This is a genomic window from Pseudodesulfovibrio sp. S3 (assembly GCF_004025585.1).
Classification (GTDB): Bacteria; Desulfobacterota; Desulfovibrionia; order Desulfovibrionales; family Desulfovibrionaceae; genus Pseudodesulfovibrio.
Genome location: NZ_QTZO01000005.1, coordinates 39050 through 65166 on the forward strand (window position 1 = coordinate 39050; position 26117 = coordinate 65166).

Below are 26117 nucleotides of genomic sequence, written 5' to 3' on the forward strand. Positions count from 1 at the left end.
TTGTGTCCGCAAGATTAGGATTGGCAATGGTTTCTTGGATATTTCGGTTGACAGAAAACCGATAGGTCCAGTACATTGTCACCCCTGCATACCTTGTGAATCTTGGCGCAAGTGCCACTATTCCAGGTAGTTGCGTTACGTAGGAAAGGCGTTCTGGCTCCGGGTGGTTTCACCACCGTTTGCCGGCCTGGGCGCAATAATGGTTGATGGCAACATCTTAATCAAACTATGGAGGTTAAGGGAATGGCGAAACACAAAACTCCTCTGTTGGATCAGCTGGAAAGCGGCCCGTGGCCCAGCTTTGTATCCGACATCAAACAGGAGGCTGAAGCTCGAGCCAAGAACGAGAAGGGACTGGATTATCAGATTCCTGTCGATTGTCCCGATGATTTGCTGGGCGTCCTCGAAATGTCCTACACTGACGGCGAAACTCACTGGAAGCACGGCGGCATCGTCGGCGTTTTCGGTTACGGCGGCGGCGTTATCGGTCGTTACTGTGACCAGCCCCAGATGTTCCCCGGCGTTGCTCACTTTCACACCGTCCGCGTGGCTCAGCCCAACGGCAAGTGGTACAACACCAAACTGCTGGGCGACCTGATGGATATCTGGGACCTTCGCGGTTCCGGTCTGACCAACATGCATGGCGCCACCGGCGACATCGTGTTCCTGGGCACCACCACCCCGCAGTTGGAAGAAATCTTCTTCGAGCTGACCCACAACCTGGACATCGACCTCGGTGGTTCCGGTTCCAACCTGCGTACCCCGGCAACCTGCCTCGGCATGTCCCGTTGCGAATACGCCTGCTACGACACTCAGGAACTGTGCTACAATCTGACCATGGAATACCAGGATGAGCTCCACCGTCCCGCATTCCCCTACAAGTTCAAGTTCAAGTTCGACGGTTGCCCCAACGGTTGCGTTGCCGCCATCGCCCGTTCCGACCTGTCCTTCATCGGTACCTGGAAAGACCCGATCAAAGTCGACCAGGAAGCTGTTGCTGCCTACGTCGGTGGCGAGATCGCTCCCAACGCCGGCGCCCACGCCGACCGTGACTGGGGCGCATTCGACATCCAGAAGGAAGTCGTTGACCTGTGCCCGTCCAAGTGCATCTCCTACGAAGGCGGCAAGCTGATCATGGATCACAAGGAATGTGTCCGTTGCATGCACTGCATCAACACCATGCCTCGTGCCCTGAAAGTCGGTGACGAACGCGGCTGCTCCATCCTGTGCGGCGCCAAGGCCCCGATCCTCGACGGTCCCCAGATGGGTTCCCTGCTCGTACCTTTCATGGAAGTCAACAAAGACGACGATTACCAGTCCATCAAGGACCTCATCGAAGGCGTGTGGGATTGGTGGATGGAAGAAGGCAAGAACCGTGAGCGTATCGGTGAGACCATGAAGCGTCTCGGTATGGCTGCTCTGGTCAACGCCGCCGGCGTTCCCGTTGACGCCCGCCAGGTCCAGGAACCTCGCCACAACCCCTACATCTTCTGGAAAGCTGAAGATGTTGAAGGTGGTTGGGAACGCGACATCAACGATTTCCGCAAGCGCCACCAGCGCTAAAAAGAGGAGTGAAATAATATGGCTTTTATTTCTTCCGGGTACAATCCCGACAAACCGATGGAAGGTCGGATTTCCGACATTGGCCCTCGTCACTTTGGCGAGTACCTGCCCCCGGTTATCAAAGACAACTTTGGTAAATGGGATTACCACGAAATCATCGAGTCCGGCATCCTGCTGCACGTAGCCCAATCCGGCGACAAGACCTACACTGTCCGCGCCGGTACCGCTCGTCTGATGTCCGTCACCCATATCCGTGAAATCTGTGAAATCGCTGACAAGTTCGCCAAGGGCTATGTCCGTTTCACCACGCGTAACAACATTGAATTCCAGGTGGAGACTGAAGCTGCTGCCAAGGAACTGAAGGCGTATCTGAATGGCCAGACGTTCGCCGGCGGCTCCATCAAGTTCCCGGTCGGCGGCACCGGCGCTGGTGTGACCAATATCGTTCACACCCAGGGCTGGGTCCACTGCCACACCCCGGCAACCGATGCTTCCGGTACCGTTAAAGCTACCATGGACGTTGTCTTCGACGACTTCACCAGCATGAAGCTTCCCGCTCCGGTCCGCATCTCCATGGCTTGCTGCCTGAACATGTGCGGCGCTGTCCACTGCTCCGATATCGCGATTCTCGGTATTCACCGCAAGCCGCCGATCATCGACCACCAGTACCTGGACAACCTGTGCGAGATTCCCCTGGCCGTCGCTGCCTGCCCCACCGGTGCAGTCCGCCCGTCCAAGGTCGAGCTCAACGGCGAGACATACAAGACCGTTGCCATTAAAGAAGAACGCTGCATGTTCTGCGGTAACTGCTACACCATGTGCCCCTCGCTTCCGCTGTCTGACGGCGACGGCGACGGTATCGCCATCATGGTCGGTGGTAAGATCTCCAACCGTATCACCAAACCCTCCTTCTCCAAGGTTGTGGTTCCCTTCGTGCCCAACGAGCCGCCTCGCTGGCCCACGCTGACCAAGGTGATCAAGAAGATCCTCGACACCTACGCAGCTGATGCCAATAAGTACGAACGACTGGGCGACTGGGCCAATCGTATCGGTTGGGAGCGTTTCTTCGAGAAATGCGACCTGCCTTTCACCGAGCATCTGATTGATGACTTCCGTGATCCGGCATACTACACTTGGCGTCAGACCACGCAGTTCAAGTGGTAATATAATGAAGCTCCGGGGTACGGCTTTTTGCCGTACCCCGTCTTTCCAAAAAGAAGGAGTCCGTTATGGTACTCGATCCTGAAGCTGCAAAAGCTGAAATTCTCAAGTTTTGCGAAGAGAAATCTGCTAATAAGACCAAGTTCTACTTCAACGATTTCACCAAGCTTTTCCCGGATGAGAAAACGCGTGACGTCAAGAAGGTCCTGACCAAACTGATTCAGGAAGAAAAACTGGTGTTCTGGTCCTCCGGGTCCACCACCATGTATGGTCTCGCCGGAGCTGGCAAACAGGCCGCTTCCGAGGGCGAAAGCTAGTCTCAAGCCGTATTCGGTATTTAAGGCCTTGTCCTCATCGTACAGGTGATGGGCAAGGCTTTTCTTAGTTTTTAACAGCATCGATATTTTGCAAAATTACATTCCTCGCATACTCCTTGCCGGTTTGTCCGGCGGCACGGGAAAGACCATAGTTTCCCTGGCCCTTGTGCGTGCCTTCAGTCGGGCAGGTAAAACCGTTGCCCCGTTCAAGAAGGGGCCTGATTACATCGACGCTCAGTGGCTCGGCCTGGCTGCCGACCGCCCCTGTTCCAACCTGGATCCGTTTTTCCATACCCGGGATGGTATCCGTTCTGTCTTTTTCCATAAATCTCTTGGTGCCGGTATCAGCATCATTGAGGGCAACCGGGGGTTGTTCGACGGCATGGATGAGCATGGAACCTGTTCCAGCGCCGAGTTGGCGCGTATGCTCGAAGCACCGGTCATCCTGGTCATCGACTGCACCAAGATGACCCGGACCACGGCCGCCATAGTCAAAGGGTGTGCCGCATTCGAACCCGGCCTGAATCTGGCGGGCGTCATTCTCAACCGCACGGCCGGAGAGCGGCATCGCTCGGTGCTGCAAAAGTCCCTGGAGGCCCACACTGATATCCCTGTGTTGGGTATGCTTCCCAAGATCGGTAACAATCCCATACCCGAGCGGCACATGGGACTGATGTCCGATCAGGAGTACGACGGATCTACCCATCTCGATGCATTGGCGGACATGGCCGAGGAGTGGCTGGATCTCGATGCCGTCGAGCAGGTAGCTCGGTCTGCCCCGGATTTTGGTCCCAACCCCCCAACGATTTTTCCCGGCCTTGCTGCCGAAAAGTCCGTGCGCATAGGGTATGTGCACGATGCAGCCCTCTGGTTCTACTACCCGGAAAACCTGGAAGCGCTGGAACATGCCGGAGCCGAGTTGGTCCGGTTGAGCATTTTGTCGGATGAACCGTGGCCTGAGATCGACGGCCTCTATCTGGGCGGTGGGTTCCCCGAGGTCTTTGCCGAGCGCATTGCGGACAACAGGAGTATCTTGGACAAATTGCGTTCCCTGTCGGAAGCGGGTTTGCCCATCTATGCCGAGTGCGGCGGCTTCATGGTGCTGTGTGATTCCCTGGAGATGGACGGAAGCGCCCATCGCATGGCCGGTATATTTCCACTGGGTACGTCATTCTGCCCCCGGCCCCAGGGATTGGGCTATACCGAGGGTGTGGTCGTCGAAGATACCGTGTTTTTCCCCAAGGGCGCACGTCTTTTGGGGCACGAGTTTCATTATTCCATGTGTGTTTCCGAAAATGCTGCCCGGTTGCATCGGGGGTTGAAAATGGTCCGCGGACAGGGCAGCGCCCATGGTCATGACGGCTTCATTTACAAGAATACCTGGGCCGGCTACAATCATATCCATGCACTGGCCATACCGGGTTGGGCCGAAAATTTCGTGCATGCTGCCCAAATCTGGCGTACGGCCGGGCAGCAGTAATTCCCTTGTCTGGGCGGGGTCTTTCATGCAAGACTGAGACCTGGCTCACTTAATCAAATACATCAAGAGAGATAATACAATGAGCATACCTTTTATCGATTTGAAATCACAGTATAAGCAAGTTGAATCCAGTATCAGGAAAGGCATTGACGGCGTCCTTGAGCGCGGTGCCTATGTCATGGGCCCGGAAATCAATGAGATCGAAGCCAAACTGTCGAATTACAGCGGCGTGAGTTTCGGCGTGAGCTGCTCCTCCGGCACGGACGCCCTGCTCATGGCACTCATGGCCTTGGAGGTCGGGCCGGGTGACGCTATCTTCACCACGCCGTTTACCTTCATAGCCACGGCCGAGGTGGTGGCTTTGCTCGGAGCCACGCCCGTGTTCGTGGATGTCGACCCGGTGTCCTTTAACCTGGATGCCGATGATCTCAGACGCAAGATTCGGGATATCAAGGAAAACCGTAAGGAACTCACCCCCAAGGGCGTGATCGCCGTCGACATCTTCGGCCAGCCTGCGGACTATGATTCCATCGAACCGATGGTCCATAACTCCGGCCTGTTCCTCATCGTTGATGCAGCCCAGTCTTTCGGGGCCACCTACAAGGGCAAACCGGTCTGCTCGCTGGGCGATGTGGCCTGCACGTCCTTTTTCCCGGCAAAGCCTTTGGGCTGCTACGGTGACGGCGGCATGGTCTTCGTGCACAACGAGGCCCTGAAAAAGTTGCTGGTGTCCATCAGGGTCCACGGCATGGGGGAACACAAGTACGACAACGACCGGTTGGGTCTTACCGCTCGCATGGATTCCATCCAGGCAGCGATTCTGTTGGCCAAGTTCGAAATATTCCCCGAAGAAATACTCAAGCGCCAGGAAGTGGCCGACCGGTATAGTGCGCTTTTGTCCGAAGTGGATGGCCTGACACCGCCTTCGGTTCCCGAAGGGAGCACCTCGGTCTGGGCGCAATACTGCGTGCTGGCGCGGGATACCGAACAACGCACCGAAATCATGGGCAAGTTGTCCGAGGCTTCCATTCCCTCGGTTATCTACTATCCCAAGCCCCTGCATCTCCAGAAGGCTTTTGCGGACCTGGGGTATGCGGTCGGGGATTTCCCGGTTGCCGAGGACGTGTCCAGCCGCATATTTGCCCTGCCCATGCACCCCTATCTCACGGCTGAGGATCAAGAAACCATAGTCAATGTGATCAAGGGCTAGGCTGGCGTATGGGCCTGACAAGCTGGTCGAGCATGGTGCGGGCGCTTAAGCCCGTGGCCGCCGGGGTGGCTTTGGCCTATTTGGTCACCGCCCTGGTGGACGGCCCGCCGCCCGTGAACTTTCGGCCTGAAAATCCCAACTCCGCCAAGCAGGCGGAGATCGTGGAGCCGCATGCCGAACTGGTCATCGAGAAGAATATCATGAAGCTCGGTTCGTTGCTTTCCGTCAAGGTTGATGAGGCCGCATACAGAAAGGCGGGCGGGGTTGTCGCCAATGAGTCGGAGGGGATGTTCTTCATCCCTGAATCAGGGCCTGGATCACTGCCGTCCGTCAAGGGCGAGGTGATGGAGTTGCCGGATTCCTAGCGCAGTCTCGTGTTGAAACAAGATTCGATGCCGGGATATCATTCTGTTATCCCGGCAATATGCATCAGAGCATCTCAACTCTTTCAGAGCTAACTTGTTCTAGGCAACGACCTTTTCGATGAATGCTTCGAGTCCCCGGACCGCTTCCACATCTCCAAAGATGTGGGAGCGGTTTTTCTCTAACTTGCTGCGCATGGCCTGTCTGAAGGTTGCGTCAGTCCCCATGCGCACGGCCAGACCGAGATAATCGGCAAAGGATGCGGCAATGGATTCGTCCATGCCCATCATGGTGTAGACCGCGCGGGAGTGCCGCCCGCGCATCATTCCCTGTGGCCAGGTGATTCCGGGCAGCCCGGCATGGCAAGCCTCCACCGTGGAGTTGAATCCCGACCACTTGATGGAGTCAAGGAACACGTCGCACAACGTGTTCAGGGCGCGGTAAGCCTCCGGGGTCTGGTAGGGGAGCATGATCACATGGTCTCCGGCCCTGATCCCGTGTTCGGAAAAGATGCGTGCGAGCCGGGCCAGGAACCGTTGGTTGAGTCGGTCCGCATGTCCGTTTTCGATGAAGACGAAGCGCGTTTTTGGCACCTGTTGGGCAATGAGCGGGAATAGGCGGTCGAACTGGGGCAGGTATTTGAACAGGGACTGCGGACAGAAGTAGAGGATTGCGTCTTCGGGCAACCCGAAATGGGCGCGGTCAAGATCGGGCAGTTCCCGTCTGAGCGGTTGGTAATGCACCGAGAGGTTGGGCAGTCGGATCAGGGTTTCGGTGTAGGCCGCATCCCCGTCCTCCGGTTCCATGAGTTCGCTGCTCAGGAAGTAGTCCATGGTGGGCAGGCCGGTGGTCATGGGGTGTCCCAGGGAAACGCATTGCACCGGGGCCAGCCTCAGTCCGGCCAGTTTGGCGCAGGTGGGGTCCATGCCGATGTCGGGATAGATGAGCACGTCCAGGCGATCCTCCTTGACGGACCGGCACAGGGCGTGGAAATCGTGCGGTTCCTGGCGGAAGGTGTCGAAGATATCCCTTGCTTCCGCAGTGCAGGGGTCTTCCTTGACACCCGTGTAGTAACCGAAGACCTCGAACCGTTCCCGGTCCAGGTGTTTGGCCCAGCCTCGGGTGGGAATCTTCCAGACCGAATGTTCGAACATGAACCCGGTGGCCATGCCTACCCGTATCCTTCCGGGTTTGCGTTCGGGGAAATCATTCGTGGCAAACTGCGGGTAGGCCGCGGCCATGATGCGGTGGACCAGCGCACCGTATTTCGCCTGCAAATCGCGGTCGTTTTTGCCCTGGTATGTCAGGTAGAAAGGTTGGTTCGCCCCGACCACTGTCGCGGCCTCGCGGATTTGTTCCGGGGTGTCCAGGGTGATGAAGGCGTCCAGTGCGGCCAAACCGAGTTCGTAGTTCTTTCGGGCCGTTTCGAGATCACTTTCCGACGCATAGTCCATTTCGAGCAGCCCGAAGCATTCGCCCCATCTGGGAGCCACGGCCATGGGAGCCTGTTTTCTGGCGAGCATGAAATGCTTCCTGGCCAATGCCATATCGCCCCGCGCCTGCCATGCATTGCCGAGATTGTAGAGGATGTCGGGAGAATCTGGGCTGGTGGCCACGGCCCTTTCCAGTGTTTCAACGGCCCGGATGGGCTTGCCTGCGGTCTTGAAGGCCACCCCCAGGTTGCACAGGATGTCCGGGGCGTCGGGAGACAGGATTAGGGCTTGTTCGAACCATGCGACGGCCTCCGTGGTCTTTCCAAGGGCCAGGTGAACATTGCCCAGTCCGGCCAGGCCGTCGGGAGATTCGGGATTCAGGGCCAGTGCCGTGCGGTGCGCTTTTTCTGCCTCGGCCATGTCGCCCAGCTCGAAGTGTATGCCTCCCATTGCGTTCAGGGCATCGGGGTCGCCGGGCGCAGCGTCCACGGCCGTTTGATATGCCGCGAGCGCCTCTCTGAAAGCACCAGTCTGTTGCAGGGCCAGGCCGAGATACAGGGCTGCATCCCCGAGTCCCGGATCAGCGGCGAGCGCCTCTTTGTACAGGGGAATGGCCTTGTCCGGGCAGCCTGCCTGATGGTGGCGGACAGCATGTGATAAAAGGGTGCGGGCATCCATGGCAAGTCACGTTACTCCACAGCTTGGTTCTGGGCAATGCCGGATTTGCCAGTCGTCCTTCCCTCTGGTAAAGGGGGAGTCCCGAATGAAATTACGTCGGCTGCTTGTCGACACAAAGGAGCATAAAAATGATCAAAATGGAAACCAGCATGGGCGATATCGTCATCGAACTCGATTTTGAGAACGCCCCCAAGACCGCAGAAAATTTTCAGCAATATGTTGAGGAAGGCTTCTACGACGGCCTCATCTTTCATCGCGTCATTTCCAATTTCATGGTCCAGGGCGGCGGCATGGACAAGGACATGAAGGAAAAGGCGACCCGTGAGCCCATCAAGAACGAAGCCAACAACGGCCTGAAGAATGACTGCTACACCCTGGCCATGGCCCGCACCATGGACCCGCATTCCGCTTCTTCCCAGTTCTTCATCAACGTAAAGGACAACGGTTTTCTCAACTTCTCTTCCGAAACTCCCCAGGGTTGGGGCTACGCCGTGTTCGGCAAGGTGGTCGAAGGGAAAGACGTGGTAGACCAGATCAAAGGCGTTGACACCGGCCGTCACGGGTTCCACGACGACGTTCCTGTCGAGCCCGTCTTCATCAACAAGGCGACAGTGGTCGAGTAAGCCTGTTTCCAATAGCAGTGCATCTGCACCACTCTTGAAAGCCTTTAGGCTGAAAGAACAAGAAAGGCCCTGCACTTGGAGCAGGGCCTTTTTTCAATGTTTTTTCATATGGAAATCTAATCGGAGCCGGAAGCGGCGCAGATACGCCACTCTCGCAAGTCGACTTACACCTTGAGATTCAGGCCGGCGAAGGAGGTGCTGCCCGTGCCGAAGGACAGCAGGCCGCCGCCGTCGAACCAACTGCTCGGATCGGTGTTGTCTGCGTACCACCAGGCCAGGGATTGCTGCTGCATGCTGGTCATCAGATTGTCCTGGGACAATTGGGTGGATGCCGTGGAGGTCAGCTTGCCCAGTTGTATGATGGTTTGAAATTCTTCAACCTTGTCCGGGTTGTCTTCGAAATATTTGTCGATGATTTCCTTGCCCTTGGTATTGTCGGGCACAGAGACCTTGCCCGTGTCCGGATCATAGGTCATGACAAATTCCTGGGAGATGTCCACTCCCAGTGCCTTGAGGTCCGCCATGACCGCCGCGTCCCATTTGTCCCCCAGTTCCTCCCGGTAGTCCTCGACATCCTGGAAGGAAAGCTTGTTGTCGTCACCCTTGGGGATTTTGGCCAGATATGTCTGTATTTCCGAGCTCAAGGTAGAACTGCTGCTGTTCTTCTTATCGAGGTCAGCCGCGTTCTGGTAGAGTTGTTTTTCCTCCACTGCGGCCCTGAGCAGGGTATAGGTACCTGAGAGGAGGTTTGATCCGATGGATTGCGTTGTCATTGCCGTACTCCCGCTTTGATATGGCTTATAGGGAAATGTTTACCCGTTTATAAAGATAGCATAAGCCGTGCCAGGAGCGTCTTGACATTCGTTATGCAGGGATGGGGTTTTGGCGATAAAAAAGGCCGATCTGTCAAGACCGGCCTTGGGGGAGGGGCTTTTTTTCGGGCTAGCCGCCGAGATACGCCTTTTTAACTTCCGGATCTTCCCGCAAGTGTGCGCAGGGGCCCTGGGCCACGATTTCACCGGTGTCGATGACATAGCCGCGGTGGGCGAATTTGAGTGCCAGATTGGCGTTCTGTTCGATGAGCAGGATGGTCATGCCTTCCTCGTTGAGTTCCCTCAGGGTGCGGAACATGTCGTACATGAGCAGCGGGGCCAGACCCATGGACGGCTCGTCGAGCATGATGAAGCGGCAGCCGGACATGAGCGCGCGGCCCACGGCCAGCATCTGCTGCTCGCCGCCGGACAGGGATTCGGAACGCTGTTTCTTGCGTTCGTCCAGTCGGGGAAAGAGCGTGTATACGCGCTTGTAGTCGCGGTCGATGTCAGCCTGGCCGTCCTTTCGGGAATAGGTGGCCAGTTTGAGGTTTTCTTCCACGGTCAGGTTGCCGAAGATGTGACGGCCTTCGGGGACCAGGGCCAGGTGAAGATCGCCCACGATCTTGTCCGGGGCCATGCCCATGATGGACTTGCCGCGAAACTTGATGTCACCCTTGACGATCTTGGGCGCCTCGGGCGGCGGCAGTTGGGCCACGGCCATGAGGGTCGTGGACTTGCCTGCGCCGTTGGCGCCGATAAGAGTGACGATTTCGCCTTCGTTGACCGTGAACGAGATGCCGTGCAGGGCCTCGATGTTGCCGTATTTGACAAACAGGTTTTCGACTTCGAGAAGGGGAGTATTCATATGTTGTCGTCTCCAAGATAGGCCTTGATGACGGCCGGGTTGTTCTGGATGTCCTCGGAGGTGCCCTCCGCGATGGTGGCACCGAAATCGATGACCTTGATCCACTGGCACAGCGAGGTGACGACCTTCATCTGGTGCTCGATCATGAAGATGGTGATGTCGAAATTGTCGTGTATCCAGCGTATGAGCTTGATCAATCCTTCCACGTCCGACGAGTTCAAACCGGCGGCAGGTTCGTCCAGCAGGAGGAGCTTGGGCCGGATGGACATGGCCCTGGCGATCTCGACACGGCGTTGCAGTCCGTAGGACAGGTTCTTGGGGAACTCGTTGGCCACTTCGGTCAGGGACATGGCTTCGAGCAACTCTTCGGCGATTTCCAGAATGCGCGCCTCGCGCTGGCGGTATTTCTTGCCGCGGAGGATGGAATCCAGAACCGAGTACCCCAGACGGTAGTGCTGGGCAATGCGTATGTTGTCCAGCACGGTCATGTCGTGCCAGAGTCGGATGTTCTGGAATGTCCGCGCAATACCCATGGAGGTGACCTGATGCGGCTTGAGCCCTGCGGTCGGTTTGCCGTCCATGAGGATGGTCCCTTCGGTGGGCTGATAGAAGCCGGAGATGAGGTTGAAGATGGTGGTCTTGCCCGCTCCGTTGGGGCCGATCAGTCCCATCAACTCGCCGCCCTTCATGTCCACGGAGAATTCGGATACGGCCTGGAGGCCTCCGAAGCGCTGGGTGAGGCTGTCTATTTTAAGCAGTGACATGACGGCCTCCTATTTGAATGTGTAGTATTTTTTGAGTTTCGGGAACACGTCCGACAACTCCTTGTTGCCCATGATGCCTTCGGGCCTGAACTGCATGATCAGGACGAGGAGCAGGGGAATCATGACCCACTTGATGACACCGGCCGACGGTTCCCAGTCCGGGAATATGAAGGTGGCCGGGGCCAGCAGGAAGTCCATGAGGGCTTGGGAGCGCAAGACTTCAAGCAGGCCGGTGAACACGATGGCGGAGAGGACCGCGCCCGAAAGCGAGCCCATGCCGCCCAGATAGACCATGACCATGGCCTCGGTGGATTTGAGGATGTTGAAGGATTGCGGGTTGACGTAGCCGACGATGTGGGCGAACAGGCCGCCCGCGCAACCGGCCAGGCCTGCGGAAATCATGAAGTTGACCAGCTTGATCTTGTTGGTGTTGACCGACATGATCTCGGCTGCGGTCTCATCCTGGCATACGGCGTTGACGCCCTTGCCGTAGGTGGAGGTGATGAACCGCCGGATCACCCAGATGGTGAACACGGTGAAAGTGATCACCCAGAAGAGCATCCACGGGGCTTTCAGGGTGCCCTGCATGGCCCAGACCGTGTCCTTCATCCCCTGGAAGCCGCGTGAGCCGCCGACGAAATCCATGTTCTCGATGGCCGAGATGACCATGTAGTTCACGGCGATGGTGATGATGGCCAGGTAGTCGTCGCGGGTCTTGAATGCCGGAACGGCTACCAGGACGCTGGTCAGGGCAGCAACCACGCCACCGAGCAGAACAATGACCGGGAAGACCATGATGGCCATGGAGGCCGGAAGCATGGGGTCGCCCAGTGTCTTGCCGAAGAAGAGCACGGACAGGATGGACGAGACATAGGCGCCCATGCACATGAAGGCCGCGTGGCCGCAGGTGAATTCCCCCATGTTGCCGTTTACCAGGTTGAGCGAGGTGGACATGATGATGTTGATGCCCACGTACATGATCACGGCCTGGATGTAGTTGCCGATGTAGCCCTGCTGGGCCATGAGCAGCAGAACCACCGCGCTGAGCACCATGACGAAGTTGAGAGAATATTTTTGCATTGTCTATTCTCCCGACTATATCTTGGTGGACTGCGGCATGCCGAACAGTCCGGTAGGTTTCATCCAGAGGATGACGAGCAGGATCGTGAAGGCGAACAGGTCGCGGTAGGTGGACGGGAACACGGTGACCACGCCGACCTCGATGAAGCCGAGCAGGAATCCGCCGTAGAACGCGCCCCGGATGTCGCCGATACCCCCGACGACCGCCGCGATGAAAGCCTTCCAGCCGATGATCATGCCCATGAACGGCTCAAGCACCGGGTAGGACATGGCAAAGAGCAGTCCGGCCAGTCCGGCGAAGGCGGAACCGAGGACGAACGTGAATACGATGATGGCGTCAATGGGGATGCCCATGAGCGGGATGGCGAACTTGTCGTAGGAGATGCCGCGCATGGCCATGCCGATCTTGGTCTTGGTAACGATGAAATTCAGGAAGATGAAGACCGCGACGGCTGCAACGATGACGATCACCTTGAGGTTGGTGATGGTCACGCCTCCGAGATTCCAGATGGTTTTTTCCACCAATTCGGGAAACTTCAACCGGCTGGCGCCGAGCACGGCCAGGTTGGAGTATTCGAGGATCAGGCCGCACATGAGCGCGGTGATGACTACGTAGAGCCGGTGCGCGCCTTTGCGGCGCAGGGGCCGGTAGGCAACGCGTTCCAGGGTGACGCCCACGCAGGCGGTCAGGAACATGGTCAGCGGCACGGCGAGCAGGAAGGTCACCAGGGGCGACAGCCCGACCATTGGGCCGAGCAGGAACCCGGCCACGAAAAACGCGATGTATGCGCCGACCATGAAGATGTCTCCATGGGCGAAGTTGATCAGCCGCAACACGCCGTATACCAGGGTGTAGCCAAGCGCGATGAGCGCATAGAAGCTTCCCCACTGGAGGGCGTTCAATATATTCTGAATTATGAAGTCCACTTTTCCACTTCCCGAGAAAGATGTTTGGCCTGAGCATAGTGTACGGGATGAGCTGCCCGTATTCTCAGTAAAAGAGCGGGGGCCTTGTGGCCCCCGCCCGATTAATCACGGTACGTCAACTGCTTACGGGCAAACAGACTCTTCAAAGACGAATTCGCCCTTGTCGGAGATCTTGACGACAACGGCGCACTTGATGGGATCGCCCTGTGCGTCGAACTTGGAGGAACCGGTGATACCGTCAAAGGACTTGATGGCAGACAGGCCGTCGCGGATCAGGGAGCGCATCTCGACCGGGTCGGACACGACCTTGCCGGCGTTCTTGATGGCTTCGAGCATGATGCCGATGGAATCCCAGGTCAGGGCGGCGTAGTCGGCCGGGGTGGCGCCGTAGGCTGCTTCATAACGATCAATGAAGACCTTGGTGGCACCCTTGGCGCCGGCAGCGGCGTAGTGGGTGGAGAAGTAGTTGCCGAAGCACACGTCGCCGCACAGCTTGATCAGGTCAGGGGTGCCCCAGGCGTCGGAACCCATGAAGGGACCGGTGTAGCCGAGGTCACGTGCCTGCTGGATGATCAGGGCAACCTGATTGTAGTTGTCCGGGACAAAGATGAAGTCCGGGTTGGCTGCAATGATGGTGGTCAACTGAGCGGAGAAATCCTGGTCCTTGGTGCCGTGGGACTCAAAAGCCACGACCGGGCCGAGGTTTTTGGCTTCCCAGGAGGACTTGAAGATTTCGGCCAATCCCTTGGAGTAGTCGTTGGACACGTCGAAGAGGACGGCAGAGGTCTTGGCGTCAAATTTTTTGGCCGCGAAGTCGGCGACAACCGGACCCTGGAAAGGATCGAGGAAGGCTGCGCGGAAGACCCAGGGGCGGTCCAGGGTGGTGTTCGGGTTGGTGGACCACGGAGAAATCATGGGTACGTGGTTGTCGTTGCAGGTACCGCCGGCGGGCACGGCCTGTTTGGAGGAGTTGGGGCCGATAATGGCGACGACATTTTCCTGGTCGATGAGCTTCAGGGCCACGTTGGTGGCGGATTCGGCCTTGGATTCGTTATCCATGTAGACGAATTCGAGCATGTACTTCTGGCCGCCGACTTCCAGGCCGCCAGCGTCGTTGATGTCCTTGAGGTACATCTCGGCAGCGTTCTTGGAGCCTTCGCCAACTTCCGGGATATCACCGGTCAGGGGCAGGTTGAAACCGATTTTAATGGTATTGGCTTTGTCTTCGCCGCAACCGGCCAGCAGAAAGGCGCAGCAGACCAACATCAGGGTCAGCAGGCCAACACATTTAAGAAAACCTTTCATCATTTCCTCCTCTCATAGGAATTTGAATTACCAAAGGTATAAAACAAGATTGTTTCATACATTAAATGGAACCTGAGTAAAAGAGTTTTTCCGTGCGACATTTTTGCAAAAACAGTGGTATGGTTGAATAAATTGCGTATTTATTGGTCATATTGCCATAAATAGTCATGTTGATCTTTCTAAAAGAAAATTTCATTTGCCATAAATGTAAATAATACTCGTTGTAATTGAGGGGAAATCGGATGAGTCCGGCCGGAACGGCCAGTCGCAGTACTGTTTTTCATGGGAGAAAAAGGGTTGAGCCATGGGCGCGAGCAGGACGTACTCGGTGCCGCATGGCTACTCACAGTCATTAAGCAAAGGCGGCCAATTCCGGGATGGGAATTGGCCGCCTTTCTGTTTTTTGCTGCAGGTGTCACGCCTGGCCGGTCTGGTCGGCAGTGGCCTTTGCTTCGGCGCGTTTCCTGTTCCTGCTTTTGCCCTTGGCTATTTCCTCTTCACGCAGGGCGCGACGGAGCACCTTGCCCACCATGGTCTTGGGCAGTTCCGTCCGGAACTCCACCTGGCGGGGCACCTTGTAGCTTGCCAATTTTTCGCGGCAGAAGGAAATGACGTTGCTGGGGGAAAGCTCCTCCCCGTCCTGGGCGACCACAAAGGCCTTGACGATCTCGCCGCGCGCTGCGTGGGGAATGCCCACGGACACGGCCTCCTTGATCTTGGGGTGGGAGTGCAGGACTTCGTCGATTTCGCGTGGGTAGATGTTGTAGCCCCCGGAGATGATCAGGTCTTTCTTGCGGTCCACGATGTAGAAGTAGCCCTCTTCATCCATGGTGGCGATGTCGCCCGTGTAGAGCCAGCCGTTCCTGAGTACGTCGGCCGTGGCATCGGGGCGGTTGAAATATCCCTTCATGATTTGGGGGCCGCGGACCACCAGTTCGCCGCGTTTGCCCGGAGGCAAGGGGTCGCCGCCCACTTCCATGTCCACGATCTTGGCGTCCGTATCCGGGAACGGCAGGCCTATGGAGCCGTATTTGCTGACGCCTTCCAGCGGATTGAAATGCGTGACCGGCGAGGCTTCGGTCAGACCGTATCCCTCGGTGATGGGGGTGCCGCCCGCCCGTTCCTTGAATTGCTCCATGTATTCCACCGGCATGGGGGCGGACCCGGAAACGCATACGTCAATGGATTTGAGGTCGTATTTGTCGATGTCCTTTTGCTGGAGCAGGGAAATATAGAGGGAGGGCGCTCCCGGAAAAACCGTGGGTTTGAGTTTCTGGATACCCTTGAGCACGTCCTGGGGTACGTAGCGGGGGAAGGGAGCCAGGGTCGCGCCCAGGCTGGTGGGCCAGGCCAGGCAGGTGGTCAGACCATAAATATGGAAATAGGGCAGGATGCCGAGAAAGGTTTCCTTTTTCTTGCCCAGGGTGTGCATCATGGCGTGGCATTGCTGCATGTTCGCGCCGATGTTGAAATGGGTCAGGATACACCCCTTGGCCACACCCGTGGTGCCGCCGGTGTATTGCAGCAGGGCCGTGTCTTCAGCGTCGACCCTCTGGTCCGTGTATTTTTCACGGCCTTTTGTCAGTTGCTTGAACGGCAGCACGTTCTTGCCGTCATAGGGAACCTTGGGGGACGATCCGTTCTTTTTGGCCTGAAGGGCGTAGAGCGCGTTCATGGGGAATTTCAGCCCTTCGCCGATGGTGGTGATGTAGAACCGTTCCACCGGAATGGACTCGCGCAGTTTGGAGAGTTTGGGCCAGAGCAGGTCCAGGGTGATGCAGCAGCGCACCCCGGCATCGTTGAACTGGTGGATGATCTCGGTCTCCATGTACAGGGGGTTGGTCATGACCCCGATGGCGCCGGCCCGTAGTACGCCCCAGAAGGCGATGATGGTCTGGGGCAGGTTGGGCAGCATCAATGCCACCCTGTCACCTTTGCGTACGCCCGAAGCCTTGAGGTTGGCCGCGAAAATTTCGCTCTGGACCTTAAGCTTGGCATAGTTGATCGACCAGTTTTTAAAGACGATGGCCTTTCGCTTGGGCCACTTGTGCGCAGCTCGGTCCAGGAATTTGAACAGCGGTATCTTGTCGTAATCCAGGGTGGGCGGGACGTCAGGGTCGTAGGCCTTGAGCCAGGGGCGGTCGAGTTGATCCATTTAAAGGGTGTCCTCTGTGGGTTTCGATTCGAAATGCCCGGCGACCGTATAATAGGCCGGTCACGGGGTCAATATGGTGTGTTTGAAACAGGTGAGGTCGGACTTTTGACGCCTGCATGGCCCTGGCGGTCCTGAGAAGGGGATTTCGTTCATGTTGCGAATGAAAAGATGGAAAAATAAAATGATGTTAATCAATGCGTTATATCCATTTGAATAAATGGACGACAGAAGTAAAAGCCCCTTGGCAGATTCTTTGCATTGCATATCTCACTTCCCGATGGGGGAAATGATTGCCCTCCGGCTAAAGTCGGAAGCCGGAAGAGCCGATTATTCAATATGTCAACGATTGGTTTTGATGCCGGTTAAGGGATCGGAAACCGATCAAAGCCCGGAAACCTCTGCGGGGCTGGTAAGTTGACAGGGTGGCGACCCATGTCTAGAGTGACAAACTCGGCCCTGCTGAGCGCCACTGAGATGGATGAATCATTGACCGAACGAATGACTGAGAGAACTCATGGCAGATCAATTTCAAAATGTGGCGACCGGGATGCTGATAACCAACGGGCTTTACCTCAAACCGAGCAAGAGTACCCGGGTGTTGGCCATTCTGGATGCCCTTTCCAGGGATTCCAGTTCTTCCCAGTTCGAACTTGGGAGGCAGTTGAATTTATCGGGAGCCATGGTCAACCAATACCTCAAGCAGCTTCAGGGCGATGGCTTGGTGGAGTTTTTCCCCATTAACGGCAAAAGCTACCACTATACGCTCACGGAACGCGGCGAACAGGCCAGGCGGAAGATGTTTTCGGATTATTCCTCGGAAACGGTTCGCCTCTATTCCACCATCAAGGAGTTCGTCCTCGACAAGCTGAAGCACCTGAACAAGGAAGGCAAGCGCCGGCTGGCCCTTTTCGGGGCATCCGAGACATGCGAAGTGGTGCTTTCCGCCCTCAGGGGCACGCCGTTCCAGGTCATGATCCTTCTTGACAACGATACCAAGAAACAGGGGCAGATTTTCAATGGCCATGTGGTTTCCGCACCACATGTTCTGGATCAGGTGGACTGCGACGCCGTGGTCATCACCTCCTTTGGCAAGCAGGGCGAGATATTTGAGCAGCTCAAGCCGTATTCCGAAAAGCGCGGATTCCAAATTGTGAGATTCTGACATGAAACAGATTCAGTCCGTCACACTTCGTTCAGGCATTACCATCGGCAAGGGACACCCCTGCTTCGTGGTCGCCGAAATCGGCAACAATCATCAGGGCGAATTTGATATCGCCAAGCAGATGATCGATGAGGCCGCCGCCGCCGGCGTGCAGGGCGTCAAGTTCCAGAAACGGGACAATGACGCGCTGCTGACCCGGGAGGGGAGGGCCGCTGCCTATACCGGACCCAACAGCTTCGGGCCCACTTACGGGGAGCATCGCAACGCCCTTGAACTGTCCATCGGGCAGATGGCGCAGCTCAAGGAGTACAGTGAATCCCTCGGGCTGGTCTTTTTTGCCTCGGCCTGGGACGATCCGAGCCTGGCCCAAATCCTGGACCTGGACGTGGAGCTGCTGAAAATCAGTTCCGCTGAACTGGTCAATGTGCCTTTGGTCCGTAAATATGCGGCCGCCGGGATTCCCATCATTCTTTCCACGGGCATGAGCGGTCTTGATGACATTGATGTGGCTCTGGCCGAAATTCAGTCCTATCACGCTGACGTAGTACTCCTGCATTGCAATTCCACCTATCCCTGCCCGGAAGAACAGATCGGCCTGCCGGTCATGGACGCCCTGCGCGACCGTTACGGTCTCCCCGTGGGGTATTCGGGACACGAGAAAGGCATCGGTCCCAGTGTTGCTGCGGCCGCTCTGGGGGCGTGTGTGGTGGAGCGTCATTTTACTCTGGACAAGACCTTGAAGGGGACCGATCACCAGGCATCCTTGGAGCCGCAGGAACTGGCCAGCATGGTGACCATGATCCGTGAGGTGGAGAAGGCGCTCCAGATCAAGGGCAAAGTTGTCTTTCCCGATGAACAGGCCGCTGCCAAGAAGCTGAGAAAATGCATCGTGTTTTCGCGCGACCTGCCGGCGGGCCATATCCTTACCGAAGCCGACCTGACCACCCGTTGCCCGCGCGTGGGTGTCTCCCCGGTACATTGGGACGAGGTCATCGGCGTTGCGCTCAACCGTTCGGTCAAGCACGAGGAGCCGGTCCAATGGGATGCACTGAGTCTGGCCGAAACCGAATGCGTCGGAGCCGTATCGTCTTGATTTTAATGATTTTGTCGATAAAAAAAGCACCGTGGCGACACGGTGTTTTTTTTTGTGATCAGACCATGGCAAGCTGAAAAGGCGCAAAGGTATAAAAAATCATTCATTTATTGGCGGTCGGCGTGCTACTGATGTCGGAAGGTGCTCACACGTAGCTGGAGGAGGAAGGATGAGCCAAACGGATATCTTGCTGGAAACGGGAACAAATGAACTCGAAATAATAGAATTTTTCATCAATGAAGAGACCCCCAAGGGGGTTGAGACGCATTATTTCGGTGTCAATGTCGCCAAGGTTCTGGAAGTGGTGGAGGCCCCCGAGGGGTTGGAAGGTTCAGAAGCAGCCGTTCACCCGAGTTTTCTTGGCACCATCCCCTTGCGCGACCTGATCCTTCCGGTGGTGGACCTGAGTGTGTGGCTGAATATCACCCGTACCCATGAGGTGAACGAGCCGATCATCGTGACGGAGTTCAACGCCATGATCACCGGGTTCCTTGTGTCTGGCGTAACCCAGATCCATCGGGTCAACTGGGCTGACGTGGAGCCTCCGTGCAAATATTTTTCCGCTCTGGACACTAATTGCATCACCGGGACCATCAAGATAAATGATCGCTTTGTGATCATGCTCGATCTTGAGATGGTCCTGGCCGATCTTGATGAATCGGGTCAGACCCAGACCAATCTGACCAGTCTTGTTTCGGATGTGCGGTACAGGGCGCTTGTCGCTGACGACTCCACTTCGGTGCGGCACTTGCTCGAAAAGAATTTCACGGCGGCCAATTTCGAGGTCACTGTGGTCGGAGACGGAGCCGAGGCCTGGGCCAAGCTCGGAGCCATCAAAGCGCAGGCCCTGTCAGAAGGTAAAAGCCCACTGGACTACCTGGATGTGGTGGTTTCGGATGTGGAGATGCCCCAGATGGACGGCTACACCCTGACCCGCCGCATAAAAGAAGACCCTGTTCTCAAGGTGCTTCCAGTGACCCTGTTCTCGTCTCTCATCTCCAAGTCCGTCCTGCATAAGGGCAAGGCGGTCATGGCCGATGCCCAGGTGACCAAACCGGAATTCGACGGCCTCACGAGCAAGGTCATTGATTTGATCAAGGGCTGGGATCGGGGAGATGCGGTGGATTAGCCGGCCATTTCCTCAAGCTGCTTGCGCAGGGTGCTCAGACCACATGAGTGATGCATGTACACAGGCACGCCCTTGCCACGGACAGCATCAAGGACTTCTGTCCTGGCTTTGTGGGAGACCTTGTTGGTGAACATGACCACGAAATCCACATTGCCGAGCGTCTTGGATATTTTCCGTTCTTTTCCTGTAAAGTGTTTGATCTTTATACCATTTTTTTTGGCTTCAGTCAGGTATTCCTTTTTCAGCCGGTCCATTCCGCCAATGATTGCTGCGCACATGATATTCTCCTGTTTTGTTGAAATTGAAAATCGTTTTCAATAAATACAGAGAGCAGTCAGGGGTGTCAAGCGCAGAATAATATGAGCGGTCTTTTTTTTCCTGATGCCGGATTCACGGCATGCAGGGTCCGGGGAGTGAACGGATGGGGCAGCCCCTACCCGGCATCTGGCAGATTGCGCAGCTTTTTCCCGTCATGCCAGGCCCGGCCCACCTGTTCGCCCACGGCCCAGAAGCGGTTGTCCGGCATGGTCAGGGTGAAGGGCTTGACCTTTTTGATGTCCACATATCCGTCGGTCAGGAATTGTTCCTCGGTCCAGGCCGCCACCAGCTCGCCGACGAACAGGGTGTCGTTGCTTAACTCCATCTGCTGGAGCAGGCGGAATTCCATGGAGAGTGGGCACTGCCGGATGAGCGGGGCGTTCGCCAGTTCCCCGAAGTGGACGTCGAACAGGTCGGATTTGTCGGTCCGGTTTCCTGAGGCCAGTCCCACGTAGTCGGTCTCGGCGACCATGTCTACGGACGGGATGTTGATGGAGTACTCGCCTGTTGCCAGGATGGCCCTGTGGCTGGCGTGGCGCTTATTGACGGCCATACCCATGAGGCACGGCTTGGAGTTGACCCTCGTGACCCAGGCCATGGCCATGAAGTTGGGTTTGCCGTCGAGCATGGTTCCCAGGATGGTCTGAGGCTCGGGCAGGATAAAGGCGTTGTCGCCGATGTTGATACGTCCGTTCATGGTGTTTCTCCCTTTTTGACAGTAAGGTTGTTTTGCCGGAGCCCGTTTACCCGACGACCGTTTTCGACCGGGCGTTGTGTATGTACATACATCCTTTCGAAAAAAACCGGGTCCAGTGCTTCCGGGTGTGGCTAAGCCAAATCTTCGATTCTCTGGTTGGCTTTGAAAATAGTCCTGGTCAGTTCGTCCCCCTGCTCCCTGCCGAGAATCTTGCTGTAATCCTCATGCAGCCGTGTCCACGCCGTTTTTATGTCTTTCTGCATTTCTCGGGCCTTGTCTGTGGGGTAGACGCGGACCACCCGCTTGTCTTGTTTCCGTTCGACCAGGTCCAGGTAAACAAGTTTGTCCGTGAATCTTACCATGGTGGAATGAGCCAGGTGCAGGTGTTCGGACAACTCCTTGATGGTGATTCCGGGCAGTTCGTTCACAAGCATGATGGCAAAGGCATGCGATGGGGACAGGTCCGTGTCCTTGAACGCCCTCTCCGCCATTCTGGTGATATTTCGGGCCAGGGCGTTGGCTGTAAAGTAGAGACAGTTTTGAAGATAGAGCGATGTGTTTTGCATGGATATCCTTATATGTATGCACATACATATATTGAGGCCTCGAGCGAAAGTCAAGGAGAGGGGAAGTGAATGGGGCAATCGAGTTGGTGTGTCCGGGCTGGTCGATTCCGGGAGACCGACGGGTTACTGGGCGTCCACGGGTTCCCATGATTCGCCTTCGGGGTCGACTTCGGGCAGTGAGCAGGGCGGGGTTTCCACTGTCCGGTTGCCTTTGCCCTTGTCCGTGAGGGAAGAAATCTTGCCTACCACCACGTTGACCGAGCCGCCGAGCAGTACCTGGCCCTGGATGCCGGTGAAGAGGCTCAGGTCGGTCCAGGCAAAGGTGTTGGCCGTGGCCACCAGGGACTCGAAGGGGTGGCAATAGACTGCATATCGTGCTTCGCCCCGCACCCGATTGTTGGCGAAGAACCCGCGTGATCCGGTCTGCACGATGCCGCGCGCTTCGGCTCCGCCGCCCATGATCAGGTCGTTGCAGGCGACTACCATGTCGTTGGCATAGAGCAAGATGCCTGTGGAGGCCTCGCCCCGTCCTTCGATGCGGTTGCCGGTGACGGCGATTCGGTTGTTGCGGGAGAAGTCCGCTCCGCCGGAAGTGTCAAAATACCAGCCGGCCACGATTCCGTTCGGACCATACTTGTGCGGATATTCAACGCCCTCCTCGTCGGTGGTGATGCGGTTTCCGGCGATGCTGATGGTCCCGTTCCCCTTGCTCCCGAGGATGTTGTCCAGGACTTCGATGCCGTTTCGCGAGGTGTGGTTGATGATGTTGTTTTTGATGGTGATGTCAGCACCGGTGGTCCAATCAACGAGCACGCCGTATCCTGCGGTGGTATCAGGTTTGTTGTTCATCATGTGAAACCGGTTGTCGGCTATGCGCACGGTTCCGGTGACAGCCCGTTTCAATCGATCCCTGGTGTGGACGATGCGGTTGCCCACGATGATCCCGGCCTGGAAGGGCAGGGTGTCGCCGCCGGACCATTCGATGTTCACGAGTTGCGGAATGACGTCCGTCACCGTGCAGCCGCTCACGTCCAAGCCGCCAGCATAGGGAAAATGCAGCGGCGTGCCTTTGGCCCCATCGAAGCGCAGGGCCTGGATGGCGATGATGGGTCCATCGTCTGCAGGCGGTGCCCCTTCGTAGGGCAGGGGAGAATACAGGGTCCAGAATCCGCCGGTAATGGTTGTTTCGGGTTCGCCTATGGCGTCGGCTTCGCCCCGGATGCGCACGTTTTTGGTGAGTTTCACCCGCCCCTCGGGGCCGAAGTTGAAATTGCCCTTGAGCAGTACCGAGCCTCCCTTGTCCACGGCTGCCTGGACATTGTCCACGTCCTGGGCCGGTTGGCCTGTACCGATCACGACCTGATCGGCATGGGCCGGGACTGCGAGGAAGAGCATGAATATCAGGGTAGTACAAAGGGGATGCATGGCGCCTCCGAATAAACGGTCGATTGTGTAGTTAAGATACTGTTTTGATAGTACATGTTTTGATGGAGATTGACAATCCGTGCCAATGGATGGGCATGGTGCTCCTTTCAGGAGCGTTCTGTGTGGCCTTGATTGTCTACTTGGCTGCTCTGAAACGGGAATGAAGACACCGGATTACGCCCCCCTATTATAGATTTCAGCATTGTATTGCGTAGAGCATGATTGCTGATGTAATAATGATAGTAACTATTAGACCCAGGCGATTGAGGCGGATTGTTGTTACTCCTAACAGTGAGGAGTGGGGTATGAGGCTCAGGACAAGGATGACGTTGATGCAGGTAGCCACGGTGGTAGCAGCCATCATGGTGCTTTGCTGGTTGTTTATTCAACAGATCACCAGCTACGCAGAATCTGAAATGGAGACATTCCGTAAGGAAAAGATGGTCGAGGAGCAACAGCAACTCAAGGATTTCGTTCAGATGGCAACCGGCACCATCGACAGTTATTACAGCCGGTCCATGGATGTCGAGGCCCTGAAGAAAGCCAAGCAGGAAGATCTCAAGCGGATCGTGGACGCGGTGTACGGGCAGGTGGAGGATTACTATAACCGCAACAAGAACGCCATGGGACCGGACGAGCTTGTCAGGGGGTTGGCTCAAATAGTCATCCCTGCACGGTACGATGGGGCCAATTATGTATGGGTGCAGAATCTTGAAAACATGATCCTGGCACATCCCAGTGAAACAATGATGGGCAAGGATATGAGCCAGCTCAAGGATATCAATGGCAAAAGGATTATTGCTTCCATGACGGAGGTTGCCAGGGGCCAGGGCGAGGGCATTGTGGACTACTGGTGGCCCAAGCCCGGTGAGGAAGAAGCCAAGCTCAAGGTCTCCTATGTGCGTTTCCTGCCCGAAGCCGGATGGATCGTCGGCACCGGGGCGTGGATCGAGGACATCACGGCCGAGATGAAGGCCGAGGCCCTGCAGCAGGTGGGCAAGATGCGTTTGACGGATGGCAACTATTTCTGGATCAACGATCTCGACTTGAAGATGGTCATGCACCCCATCAAGCCCGACCTCGACGGGCAGAGTGTGGGTGAAATGCAGGACAGCCGGGGCAAGCGGCTCTTCCAGGAAATGGTCTCGGTGGTCAAGGCGGAGAGTCAGGGCTATGTCTCCTATTATTGGGGCAAGCCCGGCAAGGACGGTGATTTTCCCAAGCTTTCATTCGTGAAGCTTTTCGAGCCATGGGGATGGGTCGTCGGCATGGGTGTCTACATCGATGGTATTGATGAGGCGGTCGCAGCCAAGAAGGCCGCCCTGGACCAGACCATCGCTTCCATGGTGCTCATTGTCCTGGTCATATCCGTGGCGCTCGCCCTGGTGGGTGTGGTCGCCGGGGTGTTCGGTTCCAAGTCCGTGACCAACACCATCGGCGGAGAGCCGGTGGACATCGCAGGCATAGCTGCTCGGGTCTCGGATGGAGACCTGACCATTGCCAGCTCAGGCAACGGGAATCAGGAGCGGGGCATCCTCAAATCCATGAAGGATATGGCCGGCAACCTCAGGGGCGTGGTTACCGAGGTCCAGCGGGCTACCGACAATGTGGCCGCAGGCAGCGAGGAGCTTTCCTCCTCGTCGGAAACCCTTTCCCAGTCGACCATCGAACAGGCCGCATCCATCGAGGAGGTTTCGGCATCCCTGGTCGAGATCGTACGTTCCATCCGCAAGAACGCGGACAATGCCGAGGAGACGAGCCGGATCGCCGATTCGAGCAACAAGGCCATCATGTCCGGCGAGGAATCCGTGCGCAAGACCGTGGTTGCCATGCGCGAGATTGCCGACAAGGTGTCCTTCATTGAGGAGATCGCCCGCCAAACCAATTTGCTGGCACTCAATGCCGCCATTGAGGCGGCCCGCGCCGGGGAGCAGGGCAAGGGATTCGCAGTGGTGGCCGCCGAGGTCCGCAAGTTGGCCGAACGCAGCGGGCAGACCGCCCAGGAGATCAGCACCCTGTCCGTGTCCAGTGTCGATGTGGCCGAGCAGACCGGAGAGCTGTTTGCCAAATTGACGCCGGAGATTGCCAAGACCGCAGAGTTGATCAGGGGGGTTGCCGAGGTGTGCGCCGAGCAGAACCACGGGGTCAGTCAGATAGAGAAGGCCATGGAGCAGTTCGACGCTGTCATCCAGCAGAACTCCATGGCTTCGGAAGAAATGGCCTCCACTGCGGAGGAACTGGCCAGCCAGGCTGCTGCGCTTCAGACGGCCATGCGCTATTTTCAGGTAGGTGATGATCCTGCCTTGGCCTACAAGAAGGCGCGGCAACTGGAACTGCCGGGGGGTGGTGTCGAATACGAGCAATAACCGCTGGGCAGAGGGTCAGTATCCCTGTCTGAATTCGGAGGTGGTTTTGCCGTTCTCGCGAAACTTCCGGTCGCGGGCGTTGGCCTTGTCCTGTTCGAACACGGCGTTGGCAACGGCCTCGCACGCTCCCTGAAGGTCAGGCGAGTCGCTGGAACGGATGGCCCGAACCAGCTCCTTGAGCACGCCTGCGATTATTCGTTGACCGGCCCAAGCAGGGTAGTCCCGCCAGTAGGCAACGGCCCGTTCCGCCTGGCCCGACTTGGCCGCTGCATAGCCCGCGTTCAGGAAGGCGTCCGGGATGTCCTTTGCCTCGATGCAGTCGTCGAGGATGCGCAGGGCATCGGCATACCGACCTGTGCGGGTGTAGCAGATACCCGCCATGACCATGTGGGAAGGTCTGGGGCGTTCGTTTTTGGCGTTTATCTCTGCCAGGTGTTCGTCAAAGGCGGCCGCACCTTCTGTGAAGTATTGCTTGGCCTTGACAAAGTCGCTGCGCTGTTCGGCCGCACGGCCGCGTTGGAAATTCTTTTCGCCTTTGCGACAGGGCCGGACCAGTTTGGAGAAGAACGACATGAACGAATCCTAGCGTTTTGCTCTGCCGAGGACAACCGGGAAAGAATAA

The 26117-nt window shown here is 56.9% G+C and carries 24 protein-coding genes; 11 read left to right on the forward strand and 13 right to left on the reverse strand.

Annotation, left to right across the window (positions count from 1 at the left end; genetic code table 11):
- The first annotated feature begins 243 nt into the window (after positions 1–243).
- From dsrA to DWB63_RS07150, 6 genes are all read left to right on the forward strand, one after another.
- Positions 244–1563 carry a dissimilatory-type sulfite reductase subunit alpha gene (gene dsrA, locus DWB63_RS07125; protein ID WP_128328130.1) on the forward strand — a complete coding sequence of 440 codons (1320 nt, stop codon included), beginning with the start codon at positions 244–246 and terminating at the stop codon, positions 1561–1563.
- Positions 1564–1581: 18 nt separating this feature from the next.
- On the forward strand, positions 1582–2727 hold the full coding sequence (gene dsrB / locus DWB63_RS07130) for a dissimilatory-type sulfite reductase subunit beta (protein WP_128328131.1): 1146 nt from the start codon (positions 1582–1584) through the stop codon (positions 2725–2727).
- Positions 2728–2792: 65 nt separating this feature from the next.
- Positions 2793–3041 (forward strand): dissimilatory sulfite reductase D family protein, encoded by a 249-nt coding sequence (locus DWB63_RS07135; RefSeq protein WP_128328132.1) that lies wholly within the window; start codon positions 2793–2795, stop codon positions 3039–3041.
- 88 nt (positions 3042–3129) lie between these two features.
- Positions 3130–4521 (forward strand): cobyrinate a,c-diamide synthase, encoded by a 1392-nt coding sequence (locus tag DWB63_RS07140; RefSeq protein ID WP_128328133.1) that lies wholly within the window; start codon positions 3130–3132, stop codon positions 4519–4521.
- Between the two features lie 79 nt (positions 4522–4600).
- A complete protein-coding gene (locus DWB63_RS07145; protein ID WP_128328134.1) occupies positions 4601–5731 on the forward strand; it encodes a DegT/DnrJ/EryC1/StrS family aminotransferase in 1131 nt (376 codons plus the stop codon).
- A gap of 32 nt (positions 5732–5763) precedes the next feature.
- Positions 5764–6096: a hypothetical protein gene (locus DWB63_RS07150; protein WP_164879807.1), complete on the forward strand. Its 333-nt coding sequence runs from the start codon at positions 5764–5766 to the stop codon at positions 6094–6096.
- 99 nt (positions 6097–6195) lie between these two features.
- On the opposite strand, the gene DWB63_RS07155 is transcribed toward DWB63_RS07150, so the two are convergent.
- The gene (locus tag DWB63_RS07155) at positions 6196–8205 is read right to left on the reverse strand and encodes a glycosyltransferase family 41 protein (RefSeq protein ID WP_128328136.1); all 2010 of its coding nucleotides are present in this window, start codon (positions 8203–8205) and stop codon (positions 6196–6198) included.
- A 128-nt stretch (positions 8206–8333) separates the two neighbouring features.
- Between DWB63_RS07155 and DWB63_RS07160 the strand changes: the two genes are divergently transcribed.
- Positions 8334–8828 carry a peptidylprolyl isomerase gene (locus DWB63_RS07160; RefSeq protein WP_128328137.1) on the forward strand — a complete coding sequence of 165 codons (495 nt, stop codon included), beginning with the start codon at positions 8334–8336 and terminating at the stop codon, positions 8826–8828.
- A 164-nt stretch (positions 8829–8992) separates the two neighbouring features.
- Here DWB63_RS07160 and DWB63_RS07165 read toward each other — a convergent pair whose 3' ends face one another.
- The 7 genes from DWB63_RS07165 to DWB63_RS07195 all read right to left on the reverse strand — a co-directional run bounded on the left by DWB63_RS07165 (position 8993) and on the right by DWB63_RS07195 (position 16739).
- A complete protein-coding gene (locus tag DWB63_RS07165; protein WP_128328138.1) occupies positions 8993–9601 on the reverse strand; it encodes a hypothetical protein in 609 nt (202 codons plus the stop codon).
- A gap of 169 nt (positions 9602–9770) precedes the next feature.
- A complete protein-coding gene (locus tag DWB63_RS07170; RefSeq protein ID WP_128328139.1) occupies positions 9771–10508 on the reverse strand; it encodes an ABC transporter ATP-binding protein in 738 nt (245 codons plus the stop codon).
- Positions 10505–11272, reverse strand: a complete 768-nt coding sequence (locus DWB63_RS07175; protein WP_128328140.1) for an ABC transporter ATP-binding protein — start codon at positions 11270–11272, stop codon at positions 10505–10507. Before DWB63_RS07175 ends, DWB63_RS07170 begins: the two co-directional genes overlap by 4 nt.
- Before the next feature lie 9 nt (positions 11273–11281).
- A complete protein-coding gene (locus tag DWB63_RS07180) occupies positions 11282–12352 on the reverse strand; it encodes a branched-chain amino acid ABC transporter permease (protein WP_128328141.1) in 1071 nt (356 codons plus the stop codon).
- A 15-nt stretch (positions 12353–12367) separates the two neighbouring features.
- Complete coding sequence (locus DWB63_RS07185; protein WP_128328142.1) at positions 12368–13279, reverse strand: branched-chain amino acid ABC transporter permease; 912 nt, start codon at positions 13277–13279, stop codon at positions 12368–12370.
- Between the two features lie 123 nt (positions 13280–13402).
- Positions 13403–14545 carry an ABC transporter substrate-binding protein gene (locus tag DWB63_RS07190; protein WP_164879819.1) on the reverse strand — a complete coding sequence of 381 codons (1143 nt, stop codon included), beginning with the start codon at positions 14543–14545 and terminating at the stop codon, positions 13403–13405.
- 454 nt (positions 14546–14999) lie between these two features.
- Positions 15000–16739, reverse strand: coding sequence for a long-chain fatty acid--CoA ligase (locus DWB63_RS07195; protein ID WP_128328144.1), 1740 nt, complete (start codon positions 16737–16739; stop codon positions 15000–15002).
- A gap of 514 nt (positions 16740–17253) precedes the next feature.
- Between DWB63_RS07195 and DWB63_RS07200 the strand changes: the two genes are divergently transcribed.
- The 3 genes from DWB63_RS07200 to DWB63_RS07210 all read left to right on the forward strand — a co-directional run bounded on the left by DWB63_RS07200 (position 17254) and on the right by DWB63_RS07210 (position 20123).
- Complete coding sequence (locus tag DWB63_RS07200; RefSeq protein WP_128328145.1) at positions 17254–17901, forward strand: winged helix-turn-helix transcriptional regulator; 648 nt, start codon at positions 17254–17256, stop codon at positions 17899–17901.
- Position 17902: 1 nt separating this feature from the next.
- On the forward strand, positions 17903–18994 hold the full coding sequence (locus DWB63_RS07205) for an N-acetylneuraminate synthase family protein (RefSeq protein ID WP_128328146.1): 1092 nt from the start codon (positions 17903–17905) through the stop codon (positions 18992–18994).
- A gap of 169 nt (positions 18995–19163) precedes the next feature.
- The gene (locus DWB63_RS07210; RefSeq protein WP_128328147.1) at positions 19164–20123 is read left to right on the forward strand and encodes a chemotaxis protein; all 960 of its coding nucleotides are present in this window, start codon (positions 19164–19166) and stop codon (positions 20121–20123) included.
- Here the strand turns inward: DWB63_RS07210 and DWB63_RS07215 are convergent.
- The 4 genes from DWB63_RS07215 to DWB63_RS07230 all read right to left on the reverse strand — a co-directional run bounded on the left by DWB63_RS07215 (position 20120) and on the right by DWB63_RS07230 (position 23129).
- Positions 20120–20401, reverse strand: coding sequence for a DUF2325 domain-containing protein (locus DWB63_RS07215; RefSeq protein ID WP_128328148.1), 282 nt, complete (start codon positions 20399–20401; stop codon positions 20120–20122). The two genes, DWB63_RS07210 and DWB63_RS07215, sit on opposite strands and share 4 nt — an antisense overlap.
- 155 nt (positions 20402–20556) lie before the next feature.
- Positions 20557–21138, reverse strand: coding sequence for a flavin reductase family protein (locus DWB63_RS07220; protein WP_128328149.1), 582 nt, complete (start codon positions 21136–21138; stop codon positions 20557–20559).
- Between the two features lie 131 nt (positions 21139–21269).
- Positions 21270–21704, reverse strand: a complete 435-nt coding sequence (locus DWB63_RS07225; RefSeq protein WP_128328150.1) for a MarR family transcriptional regulator — start codon at positions 21702–21704, stop codon at positions 21270–21272.
- A gap of 123 nt (positions 21705–21827) precedes the next feature.
- Entirely contained in the window at positions 21828–23129 is a 1302-nt protein-coding gene (locus DWB63_RS07230; RefSeq protein WP_128328151.1) for a right-handed parallel beta-helix repeat-containing protein, read from the reverse strand.
- A 305-nt stretch (positions 23130–23434) separates the two neighbouring features.
- Between DWB63_RS07230 and DWB63_RS07235 the strand changes: the two genes are divergently transcribed.
- Positions 23435–25495 (forward strand): methyl-accepting chemotaxis protein, encoded by a 2061-nt coding sequence (locus DWB63_RS07235; protein WP_241648711.1) that lies wholly within the window; start codon positions 23435–23437, stop codon positions 25493–25495.
- Positions 25496–25510: 15 nt separating this feature from the next.
- Here DWB63_RS07235 and DWB63_RS07240 read toward each other — a convergent pair whose 3' ends face one another.
- Positions 25511–26068, reverse strand: a complete 558-nt coding sequence (locus DWB63_RS07240; protein ID WP_128328152.1) for a hypothetical protein — start codon at positions 26066–26068, stop codon at positions 25511–25513.
- Between the last annotated feature and the right edge of the window lie 49 nt (positions 26069–26117).